This is a genomic window from Sphingopyxis sp., assembly GCF_016793825.1.
GTDB lineage: Bacteria > Pseudomonadota > Alphaproteobacteria > Sphingomonadales > Sphingomonadaceae > Sphingopyxis.
This window is the reverse complement of sequence record NZ_JAEULM010000048.1, coordinates 81,845-105,189: the sequence shown is the minus strand read 5'-3', so window position 1 is coordinate 105,189 and position 23,345 is coordinate 81,845. Positions and strand designations below refer to the sequence as shown.

19 protein-coding genes are annotated in these 23,345 nt (G+C 63.2%); 5 read left to right on the top strand and 14 right to left on the bottom strand.

What is annotated here, in order from left to right; genetic code table 11:
• Nucleotides 1-237: 237 nt before the first annotated feature.
• The 3 genes from JNM03_RS17060 to traA all read right to left on the bottom strand — a co-directional run bounded on the left by JNM03_RS17060 (nucleotide 238) and on the right by traA (nucleotide 9,092).
• Nucleotides 238-5,304: a DEAD/DEAH box helicase gene (locus tag JNM03_RS17060; protein ID WP_294038454.1), complete on the bottom strand. Its 5,067-nt coding sequence runs from the start codon at nucleotides 5,302-5,304 to the stop codon at nucleotides 238-240.
• 347 nt (nucleotides 5,305-5,651) lie between these two features.
• Entirely contained in the window at nucleotides 5,652-6,110 is a 459-nt protein-coding gene (locus tag JNM03_RS17055; RefSeq protein WP_294038452.1) for a DUF6118 family protein, read from the bottom strand.
• Between the two features lie 9 nt (nucleotides 6,111-6,119).
• Complete coding sequence (gene traA / locus JNM03_RS17050; protein ID WP_294038450.1) at nucleotides 6,120-9,092, bottom strand: Ti-type conjugative transfer relaxase TraA; 2,973 nt, start codon at nucleotides 9,090-9,092, stop codon at nucleotides 6,120-6,122.
• 173 nt (nucleotides 9,093-9,265) lie between these two features.
• Here traA and JNM03_RS17045 point away from each other — a divergent pair, with 173 nt between their 5' ends.
• Genes JNM03_RS17045 through JNM03_RS17035 form a run of 3 tightly spaced genes read left to right on the top strand, consistent with a single transcriptional unit; the run spans nucleotide 9,266 to nucleotide 10,204 of the window.
• Nucleotides 9,266-9,589, top strand: a complete 324-nt coding sequence (locus JNM03_RS17045) for a conjugal transfer protein TraD (RefSeq protein ID WP_152998625.1) — start codon at nucleotides 9,266-9,268, stop codon at nucleotides 9,587-9,589.
• A gap of 16 nt (nucleotides 9,590-9,605) precedes the next feature.
• Complete coding sequence (locus tag JNM03_RS17040; RefSeq protein WP_058802007.1) at nucleotides 9,606-9,821, top strand: conjugal transfer protein TraD; 216 nt, start codon at nucleotides 9,606-9,608, stop codon at nucleotides 9,819-9,821.
• Nucleotides 9,822-9,865: 44 nt separating this feature from the next.
• On the top strand, nucleotides 9,866-10,204 hold the full coding sequence (locus tag JNM03_RS17035) for an excalibur calcium-binding domain-containing protein (protein WP_294038446.1): 339 nt from the start codon (nucleotides 9,866-9,868) through the stop codon (nucleotides 10,202-10,204).
• 6 nt (nucleotides 10,205-10,210) lie between these two features.
• Here JNM03_RS17035 and JNM03_RS17030 read toward each other — a convergent pair whose 3' ends face one another.
• The 6 genes from JNM03_RS17030 to JNM03_RS17005 form a co-directional block, all read right to left on the bottom strand.
• A complete protein-coding gene (locus JNM03_RS17030) occupies nucleotides 10,211-10,651 on the bottom strand; it encodes a MucR family transcriptional regulator (RefSeq protein WP_294038445.1) in 441 nt (146 codons plus the stop codon).
• Nucleotides 10,652-10,754: 103 nt separating this feature from the next.
• The gene (locus tag JNM03_RS17025) at nucleotides 10,755-11,690 is read right to left on the bottom strand and encodes a HEPN domain-containing protein (RefSeq protein ID WP_137889265.1); all 936 of its coding nucleotides are present in this window, start codon (nucleotides 11,688-11,690) and stop codon (nucleotides 10,755-10,757) included.
• Between the two features lie 61 nt (nucleotides 11,691-11,751).
• The gene (locus JNM03_RS17020) at nucleotides 11,752-11,988 is read right to left on the bottom strand and encodes a sigma factor-like helix-turn-helix DNA-binding protein (RefSeq protein WP_294038444.1); all 237 of its coding nucleotides are present in this window, start codon (nucleotides 11,986-11,988) and stop codon (nucleotides 11,752-11,754) included.
• 8 nt (nucleotides 11,989-11,996) lie between these two features.
• A complete protein-coding gene (locus tag JNM03_RS17015) occupies nucleotides 11,997-12,242 on the bottom strand; it encodes a zincin-like metallopeptidase domain-containing protein (protein ID WP_294038442.1) in 246 nt (81 codons plus the stop codon).
• Nucleotides 12,239-13,141 (bottom strand): zincin-like metallopeptidase domain-containing protein, encoded by a 903-nt coding sequence (locus JNM03_RS17010; protein WP_294038440.1) that lies wholly within the window; start codon nucleotides 13,139-13,141, stop codon nucleotides 12,239-12,241. The genes JNM03_RS17015 and JNM03_RS17010 overlap by 4 nt, the downstream gene beginning before the upstream one ends.
• Before the next feature lie 44 nt (nucleotides 13,142-13,185).
• The gene (locus tag JNM03_RS17005) at nucleotides 13,186-14,967 is read right to left on the bottom strand and encodes an integrase (RefSeq protein WP_367236013.1); all 1,782 of its coding nucleotides are present in this window, start codon (nucleotides 14,965-14,967) and stop codon (nucleotides 13,186-13,188) included.
• Between the two features lie 177 nt (nucleotides 14,968-15,144).
• Between JNM03_RS17005 and JNM03_RS17000 the strand changes: the two genes are divergently transcribed.
• Nucleotides 15,145-15,279 carry a hypothetical protein gene (locus JNM03_RS17000; RefSeq protein ID WP_294038470.1) on the top strand — a complete coding sequence of 45 codons (135 nt, stop codon included), beginning with the start codon at nucleotides 15,145-15,147 and terminating at the stop codon, nucleotides 15,277-15,279.
• A 128-nt stretch (nucleotides 15,280-15,407) separates the two neighbouring features.
• On the opposite strand, the gene JNM03_RS16995 is transcribed toward JNM03_RS17000, so the two are convergent.
• The 3 genes from JNM03_RS16995 to JNM03_RS16985 all read right to left on the bottom strand — a co-directional run bounded on the left by JNM03_RS16995 (nucleotide 15,408) and on the right by JNM03_RS16985 (nucleotide 19,493).
• Complete coding sequence (locus JNM03_RS16995) at nucleotides 15,408-17,198, bottom strand: hypothetical protein (RefSeq protein ID WP_294038438.1); 1,791 nt, start codon at nucleotides 17,196-17,198, stop codon at nucleotides 15,408-15,410.
• A complete protein-coding gene (locus JNM03_RS16990) occupies nucleotides 17,195-18,637 on the bottom strand; it encodes a site-specific integrase (protein WP_294038437.1) in 1,443 nt (480 codons plus the stop codon). The genes JNM03_RS16995 and JNM03_RS16990 overlap by 4 nt, the downstream gene beginning before the upstream one ends.
• Nucleotides 18,638-18,740: 103 nt before the next feature.
• Entirely contained in the window at nucleotides 18,741-19,493 is a 753-nt protein-coding gene (locus tag JNM03_RS16985) for an ArdC family protein (protein ID WP_294038436.1), read from the bottom strand.
• A 545-nt stretch (nucleotides 19,494-20,038) separates the two neighbouring features.
• Between JNM03_RS16985 and JNM03_RS16980 the strand changes: the two genes are divergently transcribed.
• Nucleotides 20,039-20,266, top strand: a complete 228-nt coding sequence (locus tag JNM03_RS16980) for an AlpA family transcriptional regulator (RefSeq protein WP_257549186.1) — start codon at nucleotides 20,039-20,041, stop codon at nucleotides 20,264-20,266.
• Nucleotides 20,267-20,321: 55 nt separating this feature from the next.
• Here JNM03_RS16980 and JNM03_RS16975 read toward each other — a convergent pair whose 3' ends face one another.
• Nucleotides 20,322-20,645 (bottom strand): DUF736 family protein, encoded by a 324-nt coding sequence (locus tag JNM03_RS16975; protein WP_054731593.1) that lies wholly within the window; start codon nucleotides 20,643-20,645, stop codon nucleotides 20,322-20,324.
• Between the two features lie 722 nt (nucleotides 20,646-21,367).
• Nucleotides 21,368-23,143: a ParB/RepB/Spo0J family partition protein gene (locus JNM03_RS16970; RefSeq protein ID WP_294038430.1), complete on the bottom strand. Its 1,776-nt coding sequence runs from the start codon at nucleotides 23,141-23,143 to the stop codon at nucleotides 21,368-21,370.
• Nucleotides 23,144-23,345 lie beyond the last annotated feature (202 nt).

Genomic DNA, 23,345 nt, shown 5'->3' with positions numbered 1-23,345 from the left:
GTAGTCCATCCGCTAGCAATTGAGCCGCTTCCTGCGTGTCAACTTGGTCTACAGTCGGATGCCCGAACTCCGCGCTTGTGATCGGGCTGGTCTCCAGCGTCGGCGCGAAAGTAATGGCATCCTCTTCCGAACCCGACAGAGGACGAACCCGAACCAAGCCCTCAGCTGGCTTCCCAAGAACGATCCATTCGCGGCCTCGTGCCCGAACAAGATCGCCGGTCTGTAGCTGCGCCGGGTTCATGAAGTCACTCCAAGGGCGGTGGCCAGCGATGCTGGCATGGTGCTGCCCGGCGACGAGGGCAGCTCGATAAGGTCGCGTCCCCAATCCTTGCATCGCACAATCAATGACGGCGGTGGCGGAAACGTCACCGCCATTAGCATCCGATCCGGCCAGCACAGCGGGTAGACCGTCCCGTCGATCGTTTCGGCCTCAGGCGACGGTGCATTCCAACTAGCAAGCGCCTCAGCCCAAGATTCGCCTGTCCCCGATTCTCCGACTACCACGGCGCAACGGCTCATTTGGTCCAGAATGCCTTGCACAGTCTCATCACGCCGATCGATCAGCAGGTGATCCGGCTGATTGTAGTAGGATAGCAGGCAACGATAACAGCCCGCTACGCACGGCTCGGCCCCGGGATCATCTGCAAGCGACCCTTCCGAGCGGTACAGGTGCATAAGATCGAGCGCGACTTCCGCCAGCCGCCGCCATCGCCCGGCATCTTCCATCAAACGCTTGAGAACGCCTGCGCCGCCCTCCGATGCCTCATACAAGAGCAGGGCCTTGCGCTCGTCTCGCGTCGGCAAGGGCTCGCCCAACAACTCGCCCGCCTCGAGCACATGCTCCGCCTCGATAGCGCGAACAATGGCGTGCTGAAGGGTCGCCATCTGCTCATTTGATAAGCCCAAACTCGGATCGAAGCGCAGGAGCAGCGCATTCTTGGTATCCTCGACCAAGGGGACGATCGTCTGGCGGCGTGTTCCCTTCACGGGATCGGCACCCTCCTCTTCGCCCTTCGCCTCGTTTTTAAGCCAACGTCCTGAAACCGTATCGATATCGAAGCCGATGGCTTCCTTCTCAGCGCGACGACGAAGACCGAGATTAACTCGGGAAAGACGGGTCTGTGGGCCGTAGCGTACCTCGATCAGCGGAGCCCCGTCAGCGGTCAGCGACAGTCGCTGTTCACCTTCTCTGCTCGCACGCCAACGAAATACCGTCCGAATCTCAAACCCCCGGCGCTGGCGATCTTCGTCGTTGGCAGTAATTCGCGCGCCGGGCCGCGCGTCAACATTTTCGATCCGGAACAGATCCTTGATGCGGCCCTCGCTGCTCAGCGGCTCGTGGCACACCATGCACCTCTCTTGGGTTATTTCCTCATGTGCACCGCCACAGGATTGGCAGCAGTTGAAGGTCTGCGTGGCCAGATTCTGCTGCTCGTCAAGTGAGCCAGCAGGCAACTTTGCACGATGGCAACGATAGGCTTTACCCTCATGATAGACGAGTGCATTCGGACCGAACTCGGCAATCGCTAGAAAACGCGGCCGCTGAAGTACCGCCGACGCCTTTTCCTGGTCGATGAACGCGTAGAGCGGCAGCCGCGGGAAGTTGTAACCCGGCAAGAAACCCTCGGTCGCGAGATAGCGGTATGTGTAGAAATCGGATCCCGACGAACTGGTCCCGGTTTCGAGCAACTGCACCTGTCTGTCCGCCGCGAGATAACGGCTACGAGCGTCCGCTCGATCCTTCGCCGACAGTCCGGTACGTTGAGCAATCGCATTTGCCGCCTGACGTTCCGCGACTGCAGATTGGTACAGCGTGCGCCACCGCGCGAACGCCGCGTCGAATGCACCAAACGCCCCCGACCAGCGTGTTCCTACGAAGCTGGCTGCATCAGCCAACTCTTCGGGCGGTTCGGCAGGAAGAGCGGATTGCACCACCGCAATCGCCCGCGCACGCGCCTTCTCGTCTTCTCGTGCGACGGCAAGCGCATGACGTAAGCGATCGGCGACCGGATGGCCTTCGATATCCATTTGCAGATTGTCCGGAATCGCAGCGCTGATCGGCTCGCTAACGCTCGCCAGCCATTCGGCATGGACATGGCTTGCGAGCAAATCTGAATTGACGAGATCGATAGCGGGCGCCTTCACAATACCCGCCACAAGCGCCTCTCGCCGCTGGAAATAATATTGGTCGTGCGGGCTTTGGGCTGCGCAGTAAGTGACCACCAGCGCTGCCTGCCCGCTCCGTCCGGCTCGCCCCGCACGCTGTGCGTAATTCGCTGGAGTGGGAGGCGCGTTGCGCAGAAAGACGAGGTTGAGCTGCGAGATATCGACACCCAGCTCCATCGTCGGCGAACAAAACAGCATGGGCAAGAAATCTGTACGTTCACCGCGCTGAAGCATTTCGTCTCGTGCTTCACCAATTCGCTTCTTGTCCGGCTCTCCGTAGCGGAAGCGATCCTCGCGCCACTGGCGCGTTTTCACGTCGACCTGAGCCGTGTGCTCGCGGCCCTCGAACGCGAACGGTAGCCGGCCGCTTTCGCTGAGCCGCTCGGCGACATCTGCGTAGAGGCCAGAGAAGAAACGATTGTCCTGGCCCGACTTTGCTTGGCCATCGCCCGCGTGAAGCCTGATCGAGCCCGGCGCCAAACGCCAGCCGCCCTGTCCGACACGTCGCACAATTTGGTGCGCTTCAGCCGCCTCCAGCATCGCTTGGATAAGCGGCTCGCGCTCTTTTGCAGGCACGCCGCCCATCGCCTTGTCCAGAGCTCGACCAATCGAGCTTTGCGCTGACGCTTTGATCGTACCCGGATCGACCCGTCCATCCGGTTTTCCGACGACGAGCGTACCTTGCCGGGCAAGATCGCGCTCTTCCTCTTCGCGCGTGATCGACCAAGGTGCCTTGATATGATCGCGCGATCTTTGCGCGACTTGTTCAAGGGCGATGCGATCAAGAGCATCGACCTGAATAGCCAACCCTTGTCGCATCGCGTCGAACAAGGAACGGAAGATTTCCGCCCGCTTTTCGGGGCTAGCGCCAGCAAGATTTGGGTCGCGCCCGCACTCGCTTTCGTCGGCGGCCAGCCACTCGACCCCGGGATAGTGCACAGCGATCAACGCCAACTGGTCCAGGTTGGGATTTGTGTAGCGCCATCCGCGCCTGAGATCATTCCATAGCCGATGTGCGAGGACTTGGTTTATTGCCCGCTTCGCTTCTTCGACGGCGGCAAATCCCTTCGCCTCGGGATTTGCCATCCATTCCTCTCGGCGCGTAACCATGTCGGGATCGAAGCCGAGCGCGCGGCGCAACGCGTCGCCAAATTGTTCGTGGCTCAGCCCCTCCGCTCCAGCTTGACGAATTGCGCGAAGCATGGCGGCACGCAGCAGCGTAACGAATACAAAATCGTTGAAATGGCCGGATTGCAACGCCGCGTCCTGTCGGTTGTCAGTGAAACCGAGCAGCTTGCGCCGGTATCGCTCTTCCGGAGTCTTAGCCAACTCCATCCAATCGAGAGCTGCGGTGGTGATCAGCGTAGTTGCCGAGCTTCGCCCTTCGGCCGACAGGCTGGCGAGCTTGTTGATATCCCTCGCTTGCGCCGCCGGTTGGTACCGGCAATGCGGACAGAAGCGGAACCGGCCGGGGAAGAACCAAGCCGTCACACCTGACGCCGCGCCCTGCCCGTCCGGGGCAAGCACCAACCGCTGGCCTTCATGCTTGCCGCGATGGCTGCTCTTGAGGCGACTGCCCTTCGCACCTTCCTCGGTCCAATCATCGGGATAACAATCAATATCGCCGTTGAAAGCTAGGTCGCCGTCGGCATCAGGAACGAGAAACCCGTGGATCGTGCCGTCATGATCAGCGTCGTCCTTCGCGGTCAGGTCGATCGACCGCGCGACGACTTGGCCTGACCGCTCGATTGATACGCTGTGCACCTCTTGCCCGCACTGGCGACAGAAAAAGAGCGGATAGAGCCTTGCCTCAGGTTTTTCTCGATCAAACTGCTCTGCCGAAAGCTGGACGCGACGCGCGCCCGCGGGCTCAAGGGTCGCGTGCGCGTGACCCGCGCCAGCGAGAAAGCGATGAAGCTTAAACGCCATAAACGCGCTGCCACCTGAGGCGGAGACGGCGCTCATCGATATCAGCCGCTGACGCAAAGCGGCAGCGCAAGCTTCGGCATCGATCCCGGTTTCGCGCGCCAGTTCCGCTGTCGCGTCGGTTAGCGTCCGAGGTGTACGCCGCTTCAACGTCTCGCCAGCTTCGAGACCGATGTTTAGTTCGATCCAAATGGCTAGCGCATCTGAACGCCAGTCATCCGACACAGCGGGGTTGCCTATTGCGTCGGCTAGCGCCTTGCCAAAAGCGGCATCGCCACCAGTCCATTCAGTAGCGCGGTCCAGCGTTTCGGTGATGACATCGTCGGGCGACACTGGGCTGCCAAACAGCGTGGTGCCTACTCTTGCGACTGTGTCGCGGCCATTGTCCGCTTCGCCCGAAGACATAGTGGCCGATGTACCGATGCACAGCATTCGTGCAGAGCCCATCCGCTCACGCACTCGACGCACAAGCATTGCGACATCCGCCCCTTGCCGGCCTCGATAGGTATGAAGTTCGTCTAGTACGAGAAACTCGAGACCCTCCATATTGGCAATGACCTGCCGGTCGAGGCTGTCCTGCCGCGTCATCAGCAGCTCTAGCATCATGAAATTGGTAAGGATGATGTCGGGTGGATTGTCGGCAACCTGCCGCCGGTCCGAATCACTTTCCTGCCCCGTGTATCGGGCAAATGTCGGCTTGAGGTGATCGGGCACATCGCTTTCGCCGATGAACTTTTCGAGTTCCTCCAGCTGAGAATTCGCAAGCGCGTTCATGGGATAAATGACGATCGCGCGGGTGCGGCGAGGCTCGCCGGCCCGCCGCGCGCTCAGAATTCGGTCTACTATCGGCACGAAGAAGCACAGAGACTTACCGGAACCCGTACCCGTGGTGACGATATAATTCTTGGCGAGCTTCGCCTTATGGAAAGCCTGCTCTTGATGGCGATGGAGAGTGATTGGCTTCCGCGGATTTCCCAATGAGAAAACATCGGCGGTCATCGCGTCCGCAGCGCCATGATCCACAAGTTCCGTCACCGACCCGCCGGAACGATAGCGCGGGTTGAGGCCGACCAATGGCTCAGGCCAAAAGGCACCGCTATCGTAAATAGCGTTGATCTGAGTCTTTAGGTCAACACTTCGAATATCGGTAAAGGATCGGGCAAAGCTCTCGTAACGATTAATAAGATGTGTATCGAGATCGAAGACATTCACTTGGCCACGCCCTTAAATCCAGACGTCTACCAATCGCTTGGTGTGCCGTCTTCAAGGCGACGAATCGCCCTTTGCAGCATCAATGACCTAGCGAAGGCACGCCCCCCGACAAATTATATGTCGGGTCTTGCGCAACAATGAAAGGTGGATTCAAGAGGATCAACGAGGTTAGTGCTTGCCCCGAGAATCCTCTAGTCGCAGCGCCGTGCGCGAATAATGTCCAATGCCGACATCGCTGTTGAGCCACCGACAGAAACAAAAGTCTGATTTGGGGTCTGTTTGGAGGCCAAGAGGACCTCTAATGCGAGGCGTGAAGCAGCCGCACCCGTCTGCGTTCGGCGCTGGACCTACGCCCAAAGGGTCACGCCGACGAGGGACAGGAACATCCCACACAGGAGCCCGCCGGTCGCCGCCCAAGTGACCCACCAGTTCTGCTCGTCGGTCGAGCGGCGCTGCTTGATCATTCCCTCAACGTGCCCGAGCGTGCGCGCCAACGTATCGCGAGCCTCCCCCAGCGTTTTGGAGTCATCGGCCCGGAAGCTCATCAAAGCTTCGTGTATTTCCAGAGTGATCGTCCGCGGCGTGAGCCGCATCGCCGGCTTCTCCGCTATGCCTTCTATCTGCTCTTCCACCTTGCCGAGACGGGACGCGATGTCACGCAGGGTGAGCGAGTAGTCGGGGAGCGCCTCCTTGGCAGCTGTCAGTCCTTGGATTGCGGCTCGCTGCAAGGATATTTCCTGACGGAGCGTTTCAAAGGCTGCGGCGGCATCGGTTGGCGGCGGTGTGATGGCAGGTTTCCGGGTCATGGGAGCAGCTTACATCGACATCCCCATACCCCGTCCACGGCCGAGATATTGCTGGAGATCATGAGACAGCGATTTTCCTCTCACAGCGTCCAATCCCAGCTGAGCGCGCCGGTTCTGGAGCAGCGACTCGAGCTGCGGGTCGCGGTGCAGGCTCTTCGCCATGTCGTTGAGGTCGGCGCGCGCCGCGTCGCGCGCGGCATAGGTCGGCGCCGCTCTTAGCCGTGCGTTCTGCTTCTTCCAGGTGTTAACAAACAGCTCGGCGCGTTTCTCAGCCTCGGCAGCGAGCCGCTTCGCAGCAGCCGCCTGCTGCGCCCGCTCGCGCGCCGCGCGGTCGGCCGCCGCGCGCTCGGCGGCCCGGACTGCGTCCTGACGATCCATCGCCGCGATCGAGCCCGCAGTGCGTCCTTCGGCCGCGTCACTTGCGAGCTTGTAGCTCTTTCCGAACGCCTCGCGTAGATCGCTCGCGCCACCGGGGCGCTGGGCATCGAGCTCGCGAAACGCCCTGCGGTAGCTGTCAATCTCGTGCGGTAGTTCCTTTCCGCCAGCGCGGCGGATATCGACGATCTGCTTCGTCGCCCGCGCAAATCGCTCGACCGCCTTGTCGAGTTCGCCTCGCGCTGGCGAGGAATCGAGTGCCCGGGCATTCACATGGACCTCGTCCAGACTGACCGCCCGCTTGATCCCGGGTGCCGGCTCGCTGACCGCTTCTCGCGATGCGGTGAGCTTCAGCCCGTCGAACATGCCGCGGTTGGGCTCGGACGCCTTAGCCGGATCCTGCGCCCGATAATCGCTTGCCATATCCTTTCCGCGCTCGCGTGACGCCGCGCGAACGAGCTTGTTCTGGTTCGCAAAATCGTCGCGGCCATAGTATAGATCCACCCGCTCGCGATGCCTGGACAGCGCAACGTAAGTCGAATGTCTGTCTACCCCCGGCGTCGCGAGCATAGCCACCCGATCAACGGTCATGCCCTGCGCTTTGTGGATCGTAGCTGCATAGCCATGATCAACATGCGCATAATCCTTCACATCGAACGCAACGCTGCGCCCGTCGTCGAGCATCACAGCCATGCGCATCGGGCTCGCGCTCTGCACCGTGCCGAGCGAGCCGTTCTTGACCCCAAGGTCCCGCTCGTTTTTCAGGAACATGATGCGGTCACCGGTCGCAAAGCTGCGCTCGCCCCGCTCGACCGTCAGCGCGACTTCATTGCCAAGCGCGCCGCCCGCCTTCAGCCGCTCGCGAACCTCTTCGTTGAGCTCTCGCACTTCATCATTGGTATGGGTGAGAATAATCCGGCTCGCATCAGGATGCGCCTGCCGACCGCGATTCCATGCATCGACGAGTTCCGTCCGGGCAGTTTCGCGCGTTTCGGCGACGTGAACAAAACCGGCGTCGGCGTATCGGCCGATCGCATCGCCGGTCCGACCCGTCGCCAACTCGCGCGTCGCCTCGCGCTGCCAGTCTTCCTGCTGGCGGCGGATGTCCATGATTTCGACGGCGCCATGGCGCTCGGCAGCGGCACGGAACGCGGCGCCGGCTTCGATCGCTTGCAGCTGCTCGGGGTCCCCGACCAACACGACCTTGGCGCCCTGCTTCTCCGCTTCGGTCACGATCCGTTCAAGCTGACGCGTCCCGACCATGCCGGCCTCGTCGATCACGAGAATGTGTTTGTCGGTCAGCAGTTCGCGATCATTGATCCATTGATGCTCCAAGCTCGCGAGCGTCCGCGAGCCGATGCCCGAGCCATGTTCAAGCCCCTCAGCGGCAATGCCCGAGAGCGCTGCGCCCTGCACCTGATAACCCGCGCCTTCCCATACCTCGCGCGCAACGCCCAGCATCGCGCTCTTCCCCGTTCCGGCATAGCCAATGACGTTACTGACGCCCCGCGACGATGTGACATGCTCAAGCGCGCCGCGCTGCTCGGCGGAGAGATCGAAGCCGCGCTCTAATGCGCGCGACAAGGCAAGTTCGCGATGACGATCGGCAACGCCATGATGACGCCGCGCCTCCAGCTTCGCCATCGCGCGTTCGAGCCGCTGCTCGGTCTCGATCATCGATCGGGAGGTGAACCGGTCCTCGCCGCGCCCGTCGCGTCCGATCGCAACGAGGTCGGGCGAGGATTTGACCGCCGACATGACGGCGTCGAACTGTTCCTTGCCGTCGCTGTGGCGGTGCGCGAACATCGCAAGGTCGCGGTTCGTGAACGTCGCCTGCCGGTGGGTGATCGCGTCGAGCGCGATGCCGGGATTGACGATGATCTTATCACCGTTCGACCGGGCGATCTCGATATGCTCGGCGAGCCGCTCGGCCTCCAACCCTTCCGCCGCCATCCGCGACGCCGCGGGTCCGATCTTATGCTGCGGCTCGAGGTCGATGCCCTGCGCTTCCAACGTGCGATGATCGACGCGTGCGTCGATGTCGAGCGACGCGAGGCGCTCGTTCACATGGTCTGCCCAAGCTTCGCGCCAATGGGTCAGAAGCTCGGTGCGGTTCCAGTCGCGCACCTTGGCGCCGAACTCGGCGCTGCCATCCTCGCCAATGCGGATCTCGCGCATCGTCAACATGACGTGCGCGTGCGGCCGCGCAAGCCCATCGGCGCCGATGTCCCAATGGACATTGAGATCGGCGATCATGCCGCGATCGACGAACTCGGCTTGCACAAAATCACGAGCGAGCTCGATCCCCTGTTCCTGCGTCATTTCGCGCGGGATTGCGAACTCGATCTCGCGGGCAAGCTGCGCGTCCTTGCGAAGCTCGGCCGCCTCAACATCGTTCCAGAGTTGCTCGCGATCCTTCCAGCCCTCGTCCGCCCCTTCGGGCAGCATCACCTCACTGTGAACGACGCCGGCCTTGTTCGAAAAATCATGGCTGCGACCGAGCCGCTCGTCGTGCAGCCGATCGGCCGACCGATAGGCGGCGGCGGCGACCGCGCTGCTGCCGACCGCGCGGGAAATGACTTTTGCCGAGAAATGATAGATCGCCATGAGGGCTATCCATTTACAGCAAAACGAGCACGTCGGCACGACGTATAAGCGCGCCCTCACACGATTTTATCGCGCTCGGGATCACAGCTTCTCACAAGATTTCAGCTACTTGAACGACATTGAGACTCGGCATAGCTGGTTCGTCCGACCCCAGGAACATGGAAGGACAGACGATGCGCAAACCCCGCGATTTTGACGCCGAACTCCAGGCCCTCACCGACAAGGCGAAGGCGCTCAAGACGAAGAAGCAAAGCCAGCTCGGCGAGCTGGTGATTTCGACAGGCGCGGACATCCTATCGATCGAGCTGCTCGCGGGCGCGCTGCTCGACGCGGTCGGCGCGGACGCGACGCGAAAGGAGACGTGGCGCAAGAGCGGCGCGAGCTTCTTTCGCGGCGACAGCGCCCGCGCTCGCAAGGGAGCTGGCCGCAGCGCGGGCGGCGCATCGCCGGACGGTTCAAGCGCGCAACCGCCTGCAGGCGAAGCGGACGCGGCATGACACGCGGGCGTGGCAGGTGAAGCGCCGCGAGCGCACGCGCCAGCTGATCGAGCTGGGCGGGCTCATCGCCAAGGCCGACCTCGTCGAGCTGACCGGTGACGATCGCGCGGTCCTGCTCGGCCTGCTCGTCGAGGCAGCGGCAACGCTACGCAGCGAAGCGCGCGAGCAGCAATTGCTGCTCTGGCGACGGCGCGGGCAGCGCGCCTTCGATGCAGCAGCGACCGACCTGTAAGGCTCCCTTACTGGAGATTTACCTTCCGCTGTCATGATCCGGGCATGGCACGGCAATGGCAGCAGCATAAAGGGAGACGCCGGCCGAAGAATTCGGCCGTCAATTTTCTCGTCGGCGCAGGGGTGGTCGGCGCGGTCGTCGGCCTAGGCTCCGCCGCGACCACCCCCGAAGGACGCACGCAATTAATGTCGGCGGCGAGTGACGCGGCGGTAGCGACCGGGATGGCTCGTGCGCGCGCACCGAAAAAGGGTGATTATTGGCGACGCTGCGACGACGCGCGCGCAGCTGGCTCGGCACCGATTTATCGGAGCGAGCCGGGCTATCGCGATGACCTCGATGCAGACAATGACGGGATCGCGTGCGAGCCCTATCGCGGGCAGTAGCGAGCGCTATTTCGCTTTGGCGCGGCCGTGCGTTGCGGGCTTACGGCCCCCGCCGCGCCCCTTGGTGCCGAGACCAATCTGCTTCGCAAGTGCACGGCGCGTTTCGGCATAGTTGGGCGCGACCATCGGATAATCCTTCGGCAGGTTCCATTTGGCGCGGTAATCTTCAGGCGTCATGCCATAATGCGTCATCAAATGGCGGCGCATCATCTTGAGCTTTTTGCCGTCTTCGAGACAGACAATATAATCGGGTTTGATCGACGCGCGGACCGACACGGCAGGCTGCTGCGGCTCGGGTTCGGGCTCAGCCTTGGAAGACAGACCGGACAGCGCTTCATGCACTGACCGGATGACAAGCGGGATGTCCGAAATCGCGACGCTGTTGTTGCTGACGTGGGCGGCGACAATATCGGCGGTCAGCGTGACCAGCGTTTCGGCATCTTCCATTTGCGTTTTCCTTCGAGGTCTAACCACTTCGGTTGTCCCTTAGCGCCACATTCCCTTTCGGACAAATGACGTAGTTCTCGCAAATGGAATAAATCATGCCGCGCTATTCTGGCGGCAGTCGCCCAGCCGTGCGGCGAAGCTGTTCGAGCCGCTCCGAACAAATGGCATGCACGACCCGCCCGAGTTCTTCGACGCGCGCCCCAAGCCAGCGCAATTCCTCTTCGGTGATGCGGTAGTGCTTCGAGTAGCGCGCCTTCACATAGGCTTCCTTGAGCTTCTCGAAGTGCCTGCGATCCGATTTCAGTTCGCGCGGCCAAACATCGACGAGCCGCATATCAAGGCGTTCTGCCTGGGTACGCAGAAAGCCCAGATTGTGGACATGCGGCGTATAGAAGGTGCAGACCAGAAGAACGCCGTGATAGAGGCTCTCCGTGCCCTGATGTAGAAGAAACGCCGCTTTCTTCCAGTCTCGTTCTTCCAAATAGAAGCGGTACCCTTTTAGGAAACTCGCTGCGCCGGGTATCCACTCATCAAAATACTCCTGCGCCATGTCGAGCGCCTCATCGGGCGTCTTTGGCTTGGGCTTGTGCAGTTCCTTGTCATCGAATTCGTAGAGCGCGACGCCGTCCCTCGCGATATCCATGAAGAAATAACGGCCATGCGCGAGCCCGTCGTTCACTTCCTGCATGGTGTGGATAATGAGGTTGACGGGCGTGTGCAGCGTCTTGTCGATCGCCAGCTCGCGGTCCAAACGATCCTCGATCTTGGGCCAAAACTCGACCTTGTCGGTGAGGCGCTTGTCGCTGACGATGATCAGCAGATCGAAGTCCGAACGATAGCCCTTGGCGGTGTGGGGCTCGTCGACCCAGCCGCCGCGCGCATAGCTGCCGTACAGGATGATCTTGTCGATCCGGCCCTTCTTCTTCCAGCTCATTGTCGCGAGCGCGATGTTGTCGGCAAATTCCTCGAAGATGATCTGCTTCACGCGCTCGAGTTCGCGCTGTTTGTTCGCGGGCAAATGATCGAGATCGGTTCTCATTGTTATCACCCTGTAATTGCGAAGGCCGGATGGCAAGCGCCATCCGGCCTTCGCGCCGTCCTCAAAACCGGAAACGCCACCACCATGGATCCTTTTCGTCCATTGCGACCATGAGGACGCGAAGGCTTCCGGCAAAATGCCATTCGACATCGGCGACGGTGATGCCGAAGCGCTGTGCGATTTCCGAATAGCTCAATTCCTCGACCCGGATGGCGAGAAAGACCTTGCGGTCCATTTCCTCCATCCGGTCGACGGCGCGCTCAGCGCGCCAGAGACGCAGTCGGTCCTCGCGGTTCATGCGCGCGCTCATTGGTCCGCTCTCGCAAAGGCCAAAAGGAAGTCCGCCGCCCTGCTCGCCTGACTGGCAGCACGGAAGATTGCCTTTTCGTCGTCGCGCAGCACCGACAGCCATGACGCGATGTAGTCGGAATGACGAACGGTCGGCGCGATGCCGAGCGACGCACAGCTGAACGCCGACGCCATCTCCGCGACATATCCTGACAGTCCAGCGATAATGTGAATTCCTGCGCCATTTTTGCGAACCTGTTTCACGCCGCCATCTCCTCGGCCTGAGGCTGCTGGGCATGCATCCAGTCGGCTGCGGCCTGAGCCTTGCTGGCGGCTGTGAAAATCGCACGTGGGTCATCCTTGAACACGCGCAGCCAGGACGCGACGTAGGCGGCGTGATCGGGCCGTGGGTGATGGGCGATACCGAGATCCGCGAGGACGAACGATGCGGTAAGTTCGGCGCAAATCTCCTCGATCGCGAGGCTGTCGCGCTTGAACCGTTCGGCGAAGTTGCGGTCGAGCCGGTGCTTTGCGCCAGTGGCGTGACCACATTCGTGCAGCAATGTGCCCATGTGGGCCGACGCGTCGCGGAATGTGGCAAAGGTCGGCATGAAAATCTGGTCGAGATCGATCCGGTAATGCGCGTCGTATGCCCCCTCGGTGACCGGAATCTTCAATGCAGAAACGAACGCCTCGGCGTGCGCGAACCGTTCGCTCTCGGGCAAGACCGCGACCGGCGCTGGCTCGTAGCCTTCCACCTGGGCGAGGTTGAACACTGTGAACGCGCGGGCGAACATGCGCCCGGGGCCCGCTTCGCCATCGCAATGATCATCGTCGGCGCGCGATGTAGCCTGCTTCCAGAATACGACCGTGGTGCCGTGTTCCCCTTTGCGAACCTGCGCACCGAGAGCCGCCCACTGACGGTAGGTGCCCCACAGACCGCTGGAATAAGCAGCCGCTTCGGCGGCAATCCAGAGCGCCAGCACGTTGACGCCCCGATAGCGCCGACGAGAGGTGACATTCTGCGGACGGGTGGTGGCCGCGCCGTCGTGATGCCACGGCATGCGCCAGTCACCGGCACCGGCTTCGATGGCATCAACGATCTCGGCGGTGATGCGTGAATAGACGTCGGCGCGCGCCGATGCTGGGTAGGATCGGGTCATGGCAGGTCTCCACGACGGTCGGAGGGAAACTCTCTCCCGCTCCTTCAGTCCGTCACCCGAAAACCGGCCTCCTCTTCCTCTCCCGCCACACCGGCAGGCGGTGTGGCGGTACCGGGCACGATCTGAGCGAGAACTGTCTCGATCCTTGCGACTTCGGCCTGAAGCGTGACCCGCTGCGGCTCAGGAAGCCGCTTCTCGCGCAGCAGCATGCGCGCTTCGTCGGCCCCGCGCTGCCAGGACGCGCGATGCCGCGCGGTGAGGCAGGCGTTGGGGCAGCGGAGCGGTTCGCACATCGAAATCATCGGTGCTGGCGGGCCGGGCTGTGTGATCCGGTTGAGGCACAGGGCCGTTGCGGGATCGAAGAAGCAGTCGGCCAGCGGGCCGACATGCAGTGTTCGCGCGAGACTGGCGAGCATGGTGCGCAAGCGCTGCCGATCGGCGATCATGGCGGGCAGCGGCGCCAGCTCGCTTGCGACGACATCGAGCCCTGTCCCGACGCGGTTCGCGGCAGGGCCACCCAAGCGGGCACCACCTTGCCGCTCGTCGAAATAGGCGAGGATGTCATCGATTTGGCCGAGCGCACGCTGGGCTTCAATCTCGCCGCGAAATCCCGACCGGCTGCTTCCAGCATAGCCTTCGAAGGCGGCAACACTGGCGTGCTTGTACTGAATCATGCCGGCGATCGTCCCGAAGGGCCGGTTGGCGATATGCCAGGCAATCGTGCGGCGGAACTGACGAGTGGTCAGCCGCCAGGGTGTGCCATCGGGTCGTGGAGGAATCACCGGCGCATCAGGCGATCCAAACTGCTGGTTGAGATGGTCACGAAATCGGTTGAGCTGGCGGACGATCTCGGCAGAGACATGAGTCTTGGTGTTGGCGCGAAGTGACAGCACAGGCCAAAGCGTCGTAGTGCCCCGCGCTCGTCCGGCCCGCTCGGACAACTGCTCGAGCACAGCGACCGCGTCGGCAACGGGCGCGATCGTAACCCACTCCGCTTGTTCTCCGCCTCCGCGCTTGCCCTTGTACGCGACCGACTTGATGCGGTGACGCAATATAACGCCGTCTTCGTCTCTGACGATGGATAGGCAACCACGCTTCATTGCCTGGATCTCGCTGTCGCGCATACCCGACAGATAGGCGCAAACAATATAGGCGGCGGCCTGTAGCATGACCTCTTCCAGGGCCAATGCCTTGACATCGAACCGGCTGCGCCAGGGTTGGAGGGTCCCGGGATCCACGGCAATCGGTGTATCCATCCCCCCGACTTCGGTGCCGAGTTCCGTGATGGCGGCAGCGATCAGGTCTGGTGCACCGGTCGTCAGACTGAGGTGCATGGCGGGCTCTTCCTGCGCATCGACGCCGGCGTGGAGATGAAGGAGATGGTAGTTGATCGGTGGCAGCTGCTCGCCGGTCAACGGATCGGTGCGGACAGCAGCGTTGTACAAGCCGGTCCAGATGGGAACGCCGCGGCCCTGCCGCCGCAAGCCCGTGAGGTATGCGGTCAGCCGTTGCCGTTGCCGCGCGCGGCGTTCGGCCTGATCGAGATGAGCCTCGTGCGCAATCAATCGGCTGCGCCTGGCTTCGAGACGCTCAAGCTCCCGGCGCGCAGCGAAAATGTCGGGCGCGAAGTGGGTCACATAGCGCAGCGACCATGCCAGCAGCGGCGTCATGATCTCTTCGGGAATGCGCGGCGTCCGGTTCTCGCCAGGGATGTACCGGGCACCGGCGACCGAGAACGGGCTGCGCCTGGGCCACGGATCGATACGAAGACGAGCCGTTGGAAGGTGGCGGCGCAACTCGTGAAGGTCAAAGATGACGCGCAGCAATACTGCGACCGCAACCGGGCGTAGCCCCTCACGGCGCTTCGAACGGGCAAAGCGGTCAAGCAGAGACTGATCGACCCGCTCAAGATCGAAGCGCCCAAGGTCGGCCTTCACGAAGTTGAAGAAAAGCAGAGCCCGGTTGGCCTCACCCCGCACCGCTGCCGGCTGAAGCCGGGGGCGATGGCCCGGCAGATCGACATTGAGCCGCGCATGGAGAAACTGGCGCAGGGCATCGGCAATGGCTGGGTCTTCGATGCTGCCAAAATGCACGGTAACATGGCAGCGCCTGGCGTTATCGCGAAAGACGCCCGGTGACAGGTCCCAGGTCTGATCGCCGTAACGCGAGAGATCGGCGCGGTTGTAGCCAGGCCGCAACGGAACCGACATGAGTACGGGAAGCGTCTCGCGCGCCCCGTCGTCATGGGCCGGCAAGGATACGGCAGTCATGCCCGGGCCTCGGGCGGCAGATAGACAATGGGATGCTGGGCGGCGAGCCGCGCGCGAGCCTGAGCCACCGCGTCATCGCCAAAGGCAGGCAGGATCTGGCGGACGATGCGTTCACGGGCGTGACCAAACTTGGCCGCCCACTCGTTCGTGTTCATGCCTGCGCGCTGCTCATCGACAAAGGTGAGAAACGCGAGGATCGCTGGCAACTTGCGCGCAGTGATCACCGCGTTTTTGCAATCGAGGCAGCCCCAGAACGGCGTGGGACATGGAGAGCCGACAGCTGCGGCAAAAGGGCTTGCGTAGAAGCCGCCGCAGCTCGCCAGCCATACGTCCTGTTCTCCGTCGAGCACGGCAACCGATGGCGCTTCGGCAATCTGGTCCGCGCTTGCGGCTCGACTGCGCAGATGATCTTCCTCGGAGGGAGGAATGACTCGGGGACCGGCGACTGCCTCCTCGAGGGCGTCGGCGACGGTCTGCTCATGCAGGGGTCTGAGCGAGGGAACATCGGCATAGTGCCGCGCTGCGATCTCGATCGTGTGGCCGACGGCGAACCGTGCCATGTGCCCTTCGGTCTTGAGATACCAGAGCGCCTTGTGCGTTTTACGGAGCCGGGACAGGCGCAGATACAGCGGTCTGCCCGCGTCATCGGCAATGGCGTGGCGCGTGGTCCATGCATCGATGGTCGAGCGCGGATGGCGAATGCCGTGGACGATCTCACCGGCCTGGTAATAGACCCACAGGCAATCGCTGGAATTATGGGCCCGCGCGCTTGCCGAGAGTGCGATGATGCGCCGGATCAGCCCTCCCGGCGTCGACGAGGCACCGTCTCGCACCCTGATGGTCTTGTGTTCGGCGCCATGTGCGCGAAGCTTGGTGTAAGCGATCTCCACCGTACCGCCCGAGGCGTTGCGCAAACAATCGACGGTCAGCGTTTTGCAGCACTCGAGCTCAAGCCCGGTCTCCAGCGAAAGCAGGACCAGCAGCGGCACGATATCGACGGACGTCAGGTAATGAGCGCTGTGCAGCGTCATGCTGAAATCCGCGTTCCAGAGGCCGCGCTTCCAACGCCTGGCATAGAGTGCCATCCACTCAGGGTCGCGATGCCTGAGGATCCCACGCGCCTCTATCGCGGCGTGCGCCTTGCGGGCAGTTGCCTCGATCTCCCGAATCTCGCCAAAGCATGGGCCAGCCCGCAATCTGGCCTCGATCGCGACCAGATCGATGCGGGCCGCGTCGCGGAGCTGGCGGGCAACGAACGGGCTGTAGGCGTCGCGTGGGCGTGGCGGGGCGTAAGGTTGCGAGCTGACGTAGCGAAGCCGCTCACTCAAGCCCGCCTCGATGACATCAGGCTGATCGGAAGCGATCCGGCGAAGCACGGAAACGACCTTGGCGACAAAGGTCGGCGCGTGGCCCCGCGACTTGCCCTGAGCTTCGAGCCACGCTTCGTATCCATCGATGTGGCTGGCTCGCAGGTCGGCCGGCCCGGAGATCCGATCACCAGTCCCAGCAAGATAGGCAAAGAAGCTCGGCAGCTGGGTCATGTATGTCTTGATGGAGGAGCGAACCGTTACGGGCCCGCGTGGAGCGACCAGCATGAACAGGCCTCGGGCAAAGGCGAGTGCCAGTCCCCGTGGGTGCAGTCTGGTGAAATCGACAAGAACCTCGCCCCCATACGGCGGGGCGATCGTGAAGCGCAGCGTGCTGATCTGCAGCCATGGGTCGGGCTCGGGCTCTGTGGTCTGGCCCTCGAACCCGACCTTGCGACCTTTACGAGGAGCGGCGGTCATGGCCGGAGATAGCCCGGCACACGCGCAAGCAACTCTTCCACCGCCGCATCGACGGTATCGGCACGAGTGGCAATGTGATCGAGATAGATCGACGTGGTGGCAAGGCTGGAATGGCCGAGCAGGCGTTGCACCTGCTGCAGCGGATCACCGAGCAACTGGCGATAGCCGTCCATGGCGCCTGCCGGTGCAGCAACTTCGCCGAGGCGCCGCTGGATCAGCATCGCCAGCATGTGCACGGCGAACGAATGCCTGAGCTGATGGGGGCTGACGCGAACGGAAATACCGGCATCCGTGCATCGACGGCTCGCCCGGGCAAAGATCGCTTCCCACGAGTTGGGCAGCACCGGTTGCCCGACCTCGGTGAGCCAGAGGACTGCCGCCTCACCTGGCGTGCCATCGTCGGCACAAATCACGAGCCTGGCCCGTTCATCCGGTGTGACGACTTCCATATCCATCATGCCGCCACCCACGAGGTGCAAAGCGGTCGGTGCGGTGGGTGGGCGGTGTATGAAGATCGGGCGGTCGATGGCCTCCCAACCTCGACGTGAGGCGAACTTGGCCAGCGCCGATGCGCGCTCGACCGCAATGTATGCATCGAATACGGGCAGCAGGCGACGCGGTAGCAGCATGGTCCGGCCCCGGTCGCCCTTGGTCAGGGCCGCCGGCAGTTCTACCCGGCGTTGGCGCTCTACACGAACATCGCCGCCGGGAATCTCCGCTGCGAGAAGGAAGGATGCTTCCTCGAGACGCAAACCGGTGGTGACCAGCAGGTCAGCGAACAGCGCGTTGCGTGCACCATTGCGGTCGCGCGCTCCCGGGCGCTCAGCTCCCTCGACGGTCAGGCCGCGCAGGCCGACGTCTCGGAATACATGGTAGGCGGGAAGATCGACGAAGCGCACATCGGACCGGCGCGCAGCCCGCTCATAAGCTTCGTTATGCCCGGCGATGGCAGCGCGCCGACCGCCATTCACCCATCGCCAGATCTGCCGATGGGTGAATGGCGTACGCTCGACCAGGCCCTCGCGCTCGGCCCATCGATAGAGCTTGTCCAGCGATGCAACCGCCCGGTTCCACGACGAGGCTGATATCCGGAACTCGGCGTCACTACGCCGGCGTGCCCGATGATACGCACCGACATCATCGGTATCGGCTTGCCAGACGGTCTTGCGGCGAGCCGAACCCAGAAACCGCAACCAGACCAGGACATCGTAGCCGTGTGCCCGCAGCGAGTGGCGCGAACGCGCGCCGTTGAGCGGCAGATCGAGGAAGTAGCGATCGAGATCAGGATCATAGATCGTACCATCGCGCAGGATGATCGGAATGTGGGCGTCCAGTCCATCTGCTTCACGGCGTTCCTGGATGGAGATCGGTTCTTCTGAAATATCCACAGCTTGCCAGTCCCTCCCCCGAACCCCCTCCCGAATCCAGAACGCACCCATTGCGCGCCTGCGGGACGGTGGTCATCAGGCCGGACTACGCCAGCTTATTGGGAGCGCTTCATCCGGCCTGATGCCCCCCTGCGTCGCGCCCGGACGATACCCTTCAATGAAGCGTCAGGCACGGTGCAGACTGTCCAGATAAGGCGACAAGTTCCTCCTTCGCGTAGCTGTCCGATCCGAACCCGCCCTTCTGGTGGCGGTCGAGCCTGCTGCCATGGCCCGTCCAATGACCAAGCTCATGCAGCGCCGTCCGATACCAGTTGATCGGTTCATGGAACGCCGCCTGCGGCGGCACAGCCACAAAGTCATGGCTCGGGCTGTAAAAGGCTTCACTGCCGCCAATCTGGAAGCGCGCGCCGTTCGCGGCGATCAGCGCGTCGGCCGCGCCGATGGCAATCACCGGATCGGGACTGACCATCGGCGCGATATAGGCCTCGGGCAGTCCCTCGCATTGATCAACATTGAACACGACGAAGCGCTTGAGGAACGCCACCTGCCGCGCCTCGCGTTCGTCGCCGCGCGCGGCTTCGGCTTCCGCCTTGGGCGTGAAGCGATCGGCATAGCAGATGACCGTGCCCTTCTCGCCGCGCCGGACATTGCCGCCTGCGGCTTCGGCCTGCCGGTAAGTTAGCCAGCGCTGCGACGCATAGCCCTTGGCGACAACCTCGGCCCACAGGATCAGGACATTAATGCCGGTATAGCGCCGCGCGGTTCCGGCATTTTGCGGCATGGTGCATCCACATGCCGCGCTGTCCCAAGGCTGCACCCATGGCAGCCGCCCTTCTTCGAGCTCCACGATGATCCGGTTGGTGACCTCCGAATAGAGGCTCGCCCTCTCGATCCGTTCCTTGCGCATATCCTTGCTCCTTCCAGCCACCGCACCCCGGCCCGGAAGGGGGCGGAGGTGGGCGGCAGGAAGGAGCCGGCAGACCCGCATCATCGGGCGGGCGGCATCCGAAGGACCGAAACGAAGAGGAGGACCCGCAGGGTTGCGGCCCGACCGGGTGGGGCTAAGGCGAGTGACGCCCACCTCCGTCCCCGCAGCGCCGGGACATCTACGCCGCCGCAACGCGGCGACCGAATGCGCGCCAGCGGCGCCCTCGTCCCACGCGAATCAGATCATCGCCGCGCCGGTTATGGCGCGTCATTTCGGGCGCGGCCGTCAACGACGGCCTCATTTCCCCTTGGGCGGTGTCATCCGCGAGACGCTGTGAGAAAAAAAGTTCGAGCTACGCCAATACAGCCCGCGAACCTCCACGGACGCCCATGGATGCCCACGGCCCTACGCCATCTTGCGATAGCAAAAAGGGCGGGTTTCTGCGGTGTTGACGAAGGCAGCCCCGATCCCCTTCTATGATCTCCCGTCGCAATATGATCCCCCGACATATGGAGAAAAATCGCATGGCATATCAATCTCCCCTCCGTCTCATGCGGCTTACCGAAGTCCTCGATCTCACCGGGCTCAGCCGCGCCACCCTGTATCGCAAGATCGCCGCCGGCACCTTCCCGCCGCAGCACAAGCTCGCCGAGCGCTGCTGCGGCTGGCGCGTCGGCGAAGTCGAGCTCTGGCTCCGCAATCCGGTCTCGTTCACGCTCGCCGACCTTGAGCGCTATCGCGACGCTGCCTGAAGGCCAGACACGGCAAAGCCCCGCGCCGCATCCGCGGCGCGGGTGGAAGTCCGCCTCAGTCGGCGGGGTTCCAGATGAGGGCGTAGCCATCCTCGCCATCTTGCCCTGCGGCGCGGCCGAGGTTCGCATAGAGCCGACGCGGCCCGAACTCGGGAGCGGCGAGGCTCAGCGAGACATAGGGTTCGCCCGAAACCTGTCCGACGCGGATCCAGCCGGCACCGATCTCGACGCCTTCGGAATAGACCCGGTAGTCGGGCTGGACATCGCCCGCTTTCGAGCGGTTGGTCCGGATTTCGATCGCTGCGCGGATCGAGAGGGTTTTCAGCTGGCCCACGAAACCCGTTTCGATGGTGCCGTTCACAAAGCCGATTGCTGCCATTGGTCGTCTCCTTGAAGTACCGCGGGACCATCCCTGCGGCATGGGCGGACCAGGGACCGGCGCGTAAGGCGTGCCGCGAACCCGAAGGGCCGCAGCAAAGCGGAGGAGTGCGGCGGCGCGATTATTTGGAGCGAAGCGGCCGCGAGGAGCGTGCGCAGCACGCGGGGAAATAATCGCGCCGCCGCACTTTCGCGGGACGCCGCGCCGGTGCAGGTCAGATCGCCCGTCGCCGGGATGGTTTTGCAGAGCAGGTGGAGCAATCCCGAGCTATCGGCGTGAACGATCAAACGCCAGAACTTGAGTGAAAAAGCGATCTAACCGCGGACTGTGGCTTCGATCAGATTGGCCGCGCTCGCGTTGGCCGTCCGCCCTCCCATCGGCTCAATCGGGCGGCAAGAAAACCACGCCCTAGGCATGCGATTTGGCGTTTTCGTACAATCCTAGGGTCAGAACCGATAATATCGGGCTCGCCAACTTCCGTCCGGGCTTGGCGATTAGCGACCCCGGCAAGTCAGGATGGTGGGGCGAAGGATGCAGCATCCTCGTATGGGCGGCGCGAAGGCAACTTCGCGCCGCCTCTTTCATTGGCTGAACCGCGGGCCGTCGCCGCTTGCGGCGGCGGCCCGCCCCAATCATGAACGCCGCGCCGGCCCACAAGGTCGGCGCGTCATTTTGCGCCCGCAGAAAAATATGGCGGGCGACCAAAGCCGCCCGCCGTCTTCTCATGCTGCCAAAGGCTGTCCGTCTTCCGCATCGGGTTCGGACGCTGCCGGAGCCGCAAGCTCGTGCGCGACCCGCCGCGCCGATTTGACGCTGCCGACCCCGCCCCGCGTCGTGTAGGCCGAAGGCGGAAACGCCATCCACTGCGGCACCCATAGCTCGGCCTTCGCTCGGCCGTTCGCCCCTTCAAGGCAATCGGCGATGATCGCTTTCAGCGCTTTGCCCTTCTCACCGGCGTTCGCTGCCGCGACCTCCGGTCCCGCGACCTCGCCTACGATGGCGAGCAGGACTTCGCGGTCGCGAAGCTGGTCGAAAAAGACCGCGTCCGCCGACCAATGCTGGCGCATGTCGGTGCCGAGATGGAGCCCGATCATCTCCACCGCCTCGCTGCCCGCCTGCAACGTCTCGCCCATGACGATCGCCACAATCTCCAGCACCACCGGATCGGGAAGGTCCAGCAGCCGAGCAAACAGCGGTGCAAAAGGGGGACGGTTCAGCGGCCTTCCCGTGACAGTTGGCGCCTCCTCGTCGAACCCCAGTACCGCCAGCACCGCACGGCGCTTGAGGTCGAAGGCCGTCTCGGCGGAAGACGTCTCGACGCTCTCGGCAATATCCTCCTTCGGCGCGCGCTGGCTCTCGACATCAACGCGCCAAAGATCGGCGCCCGCGATGACATGCGCGAGCATCGCCCGCAGCGCGACGCCGCCATGCCCTGCAAGATCGGCGCGCACCGCCGCATGGCGATGAAGGTCGATATAGGCATTCAGCGGACCCGACACTTCGGGACGAACGGCCTTGGCGATCACGGCATCGCCCTCGTCGCTCCCGCCGCCGCTCGAAAGGCGTTTCGCTTCCTTGGTGGTGACGAGGCCTTCATGGAAGGTCACCTCGCCGCTCTCGCGGACCTCGACATAAATACGACCGCCCTTGCGCTTGCCCGCATGGGCATAATCCCATGACCGGAACCAGTCGCCGCGCGCCATGACGACGACATCGGACCAGCCCGCTTCGAGATAGGCGGCCTTGCACGCCTCGATGGCCGCCATCTGCGCCGACCAGAAGGCATCGCCGTCGGCAAAGAAGCTGTCCTCGCCGAACAGGTCGGACACGACAGCGAGCTTCGCTTCCGCGACATCGAACAGCGCGTGCTTCGCCGCAATGGCCGTGCCGCCGAACAGCCACGCTTTCAGCTGATGGCCGGTCGGACAATAGGCGCCTTCATCGTCGAACAGCGCCAGCCATGCTTTCTGCTGGCTCTTCGATGCGAGGGTCAGGTGACGAACGGTGCCCGCATCGATCTCGCCGCCGCGATAGAGGGTGCGGATGCGGGGGAGCAGATTGCCGAGCGCAAGGATGCGCTTCACCGCCCGCGGTTCGAACCCGAAGCTGTCCGCGACCTCCTCCACCGACCTTCCCGCCTTCACCAGCGCGACGAACGCTTCCCACTGACTGACCTCGTCGGGCTGCACCCGCGCGAGATTCTCGAGCATTGAGGCTTCGAGCGCGTCGGCATCGTCGCCCTCGTCGAGAATGGCGCAGGGAATGGGCCGTACCGTCCCACCCTCACGCGCCACTGCGCCGACGGCGGTAAAACGCCGACGCCCCGCGACGATCTCGTAATGACCGTCCGCACAGTTCGGACGCACCAGCAGCGGAACGAGCACGCCCCGCGCGCGGATGCTCGGCATAAGGTCTGCGACGTCGGGGTCTTTCCCCTTCCCGCGCATGTTGGCGGCTGCGATGGACAGATTGCCCAGATCGATGAAATCCAGCTTCATGACTTTCTTCCTTCTCTTCAACCACACCCGGCCCCGGACGGCGGGGCGGGCGGCGAGAAAACGCGACGGGACCGCGCCAAAGGATGGCGCGCACCCACAGGGCCGAAACGAAGTGGAGGAGCCGACGCGCAGCGGCGGCTTGCGCACCGGCCGAGCGGTCCCATAGCCGCGCGCCGACTGCCACGCTGTCCGTGGCCGGCCA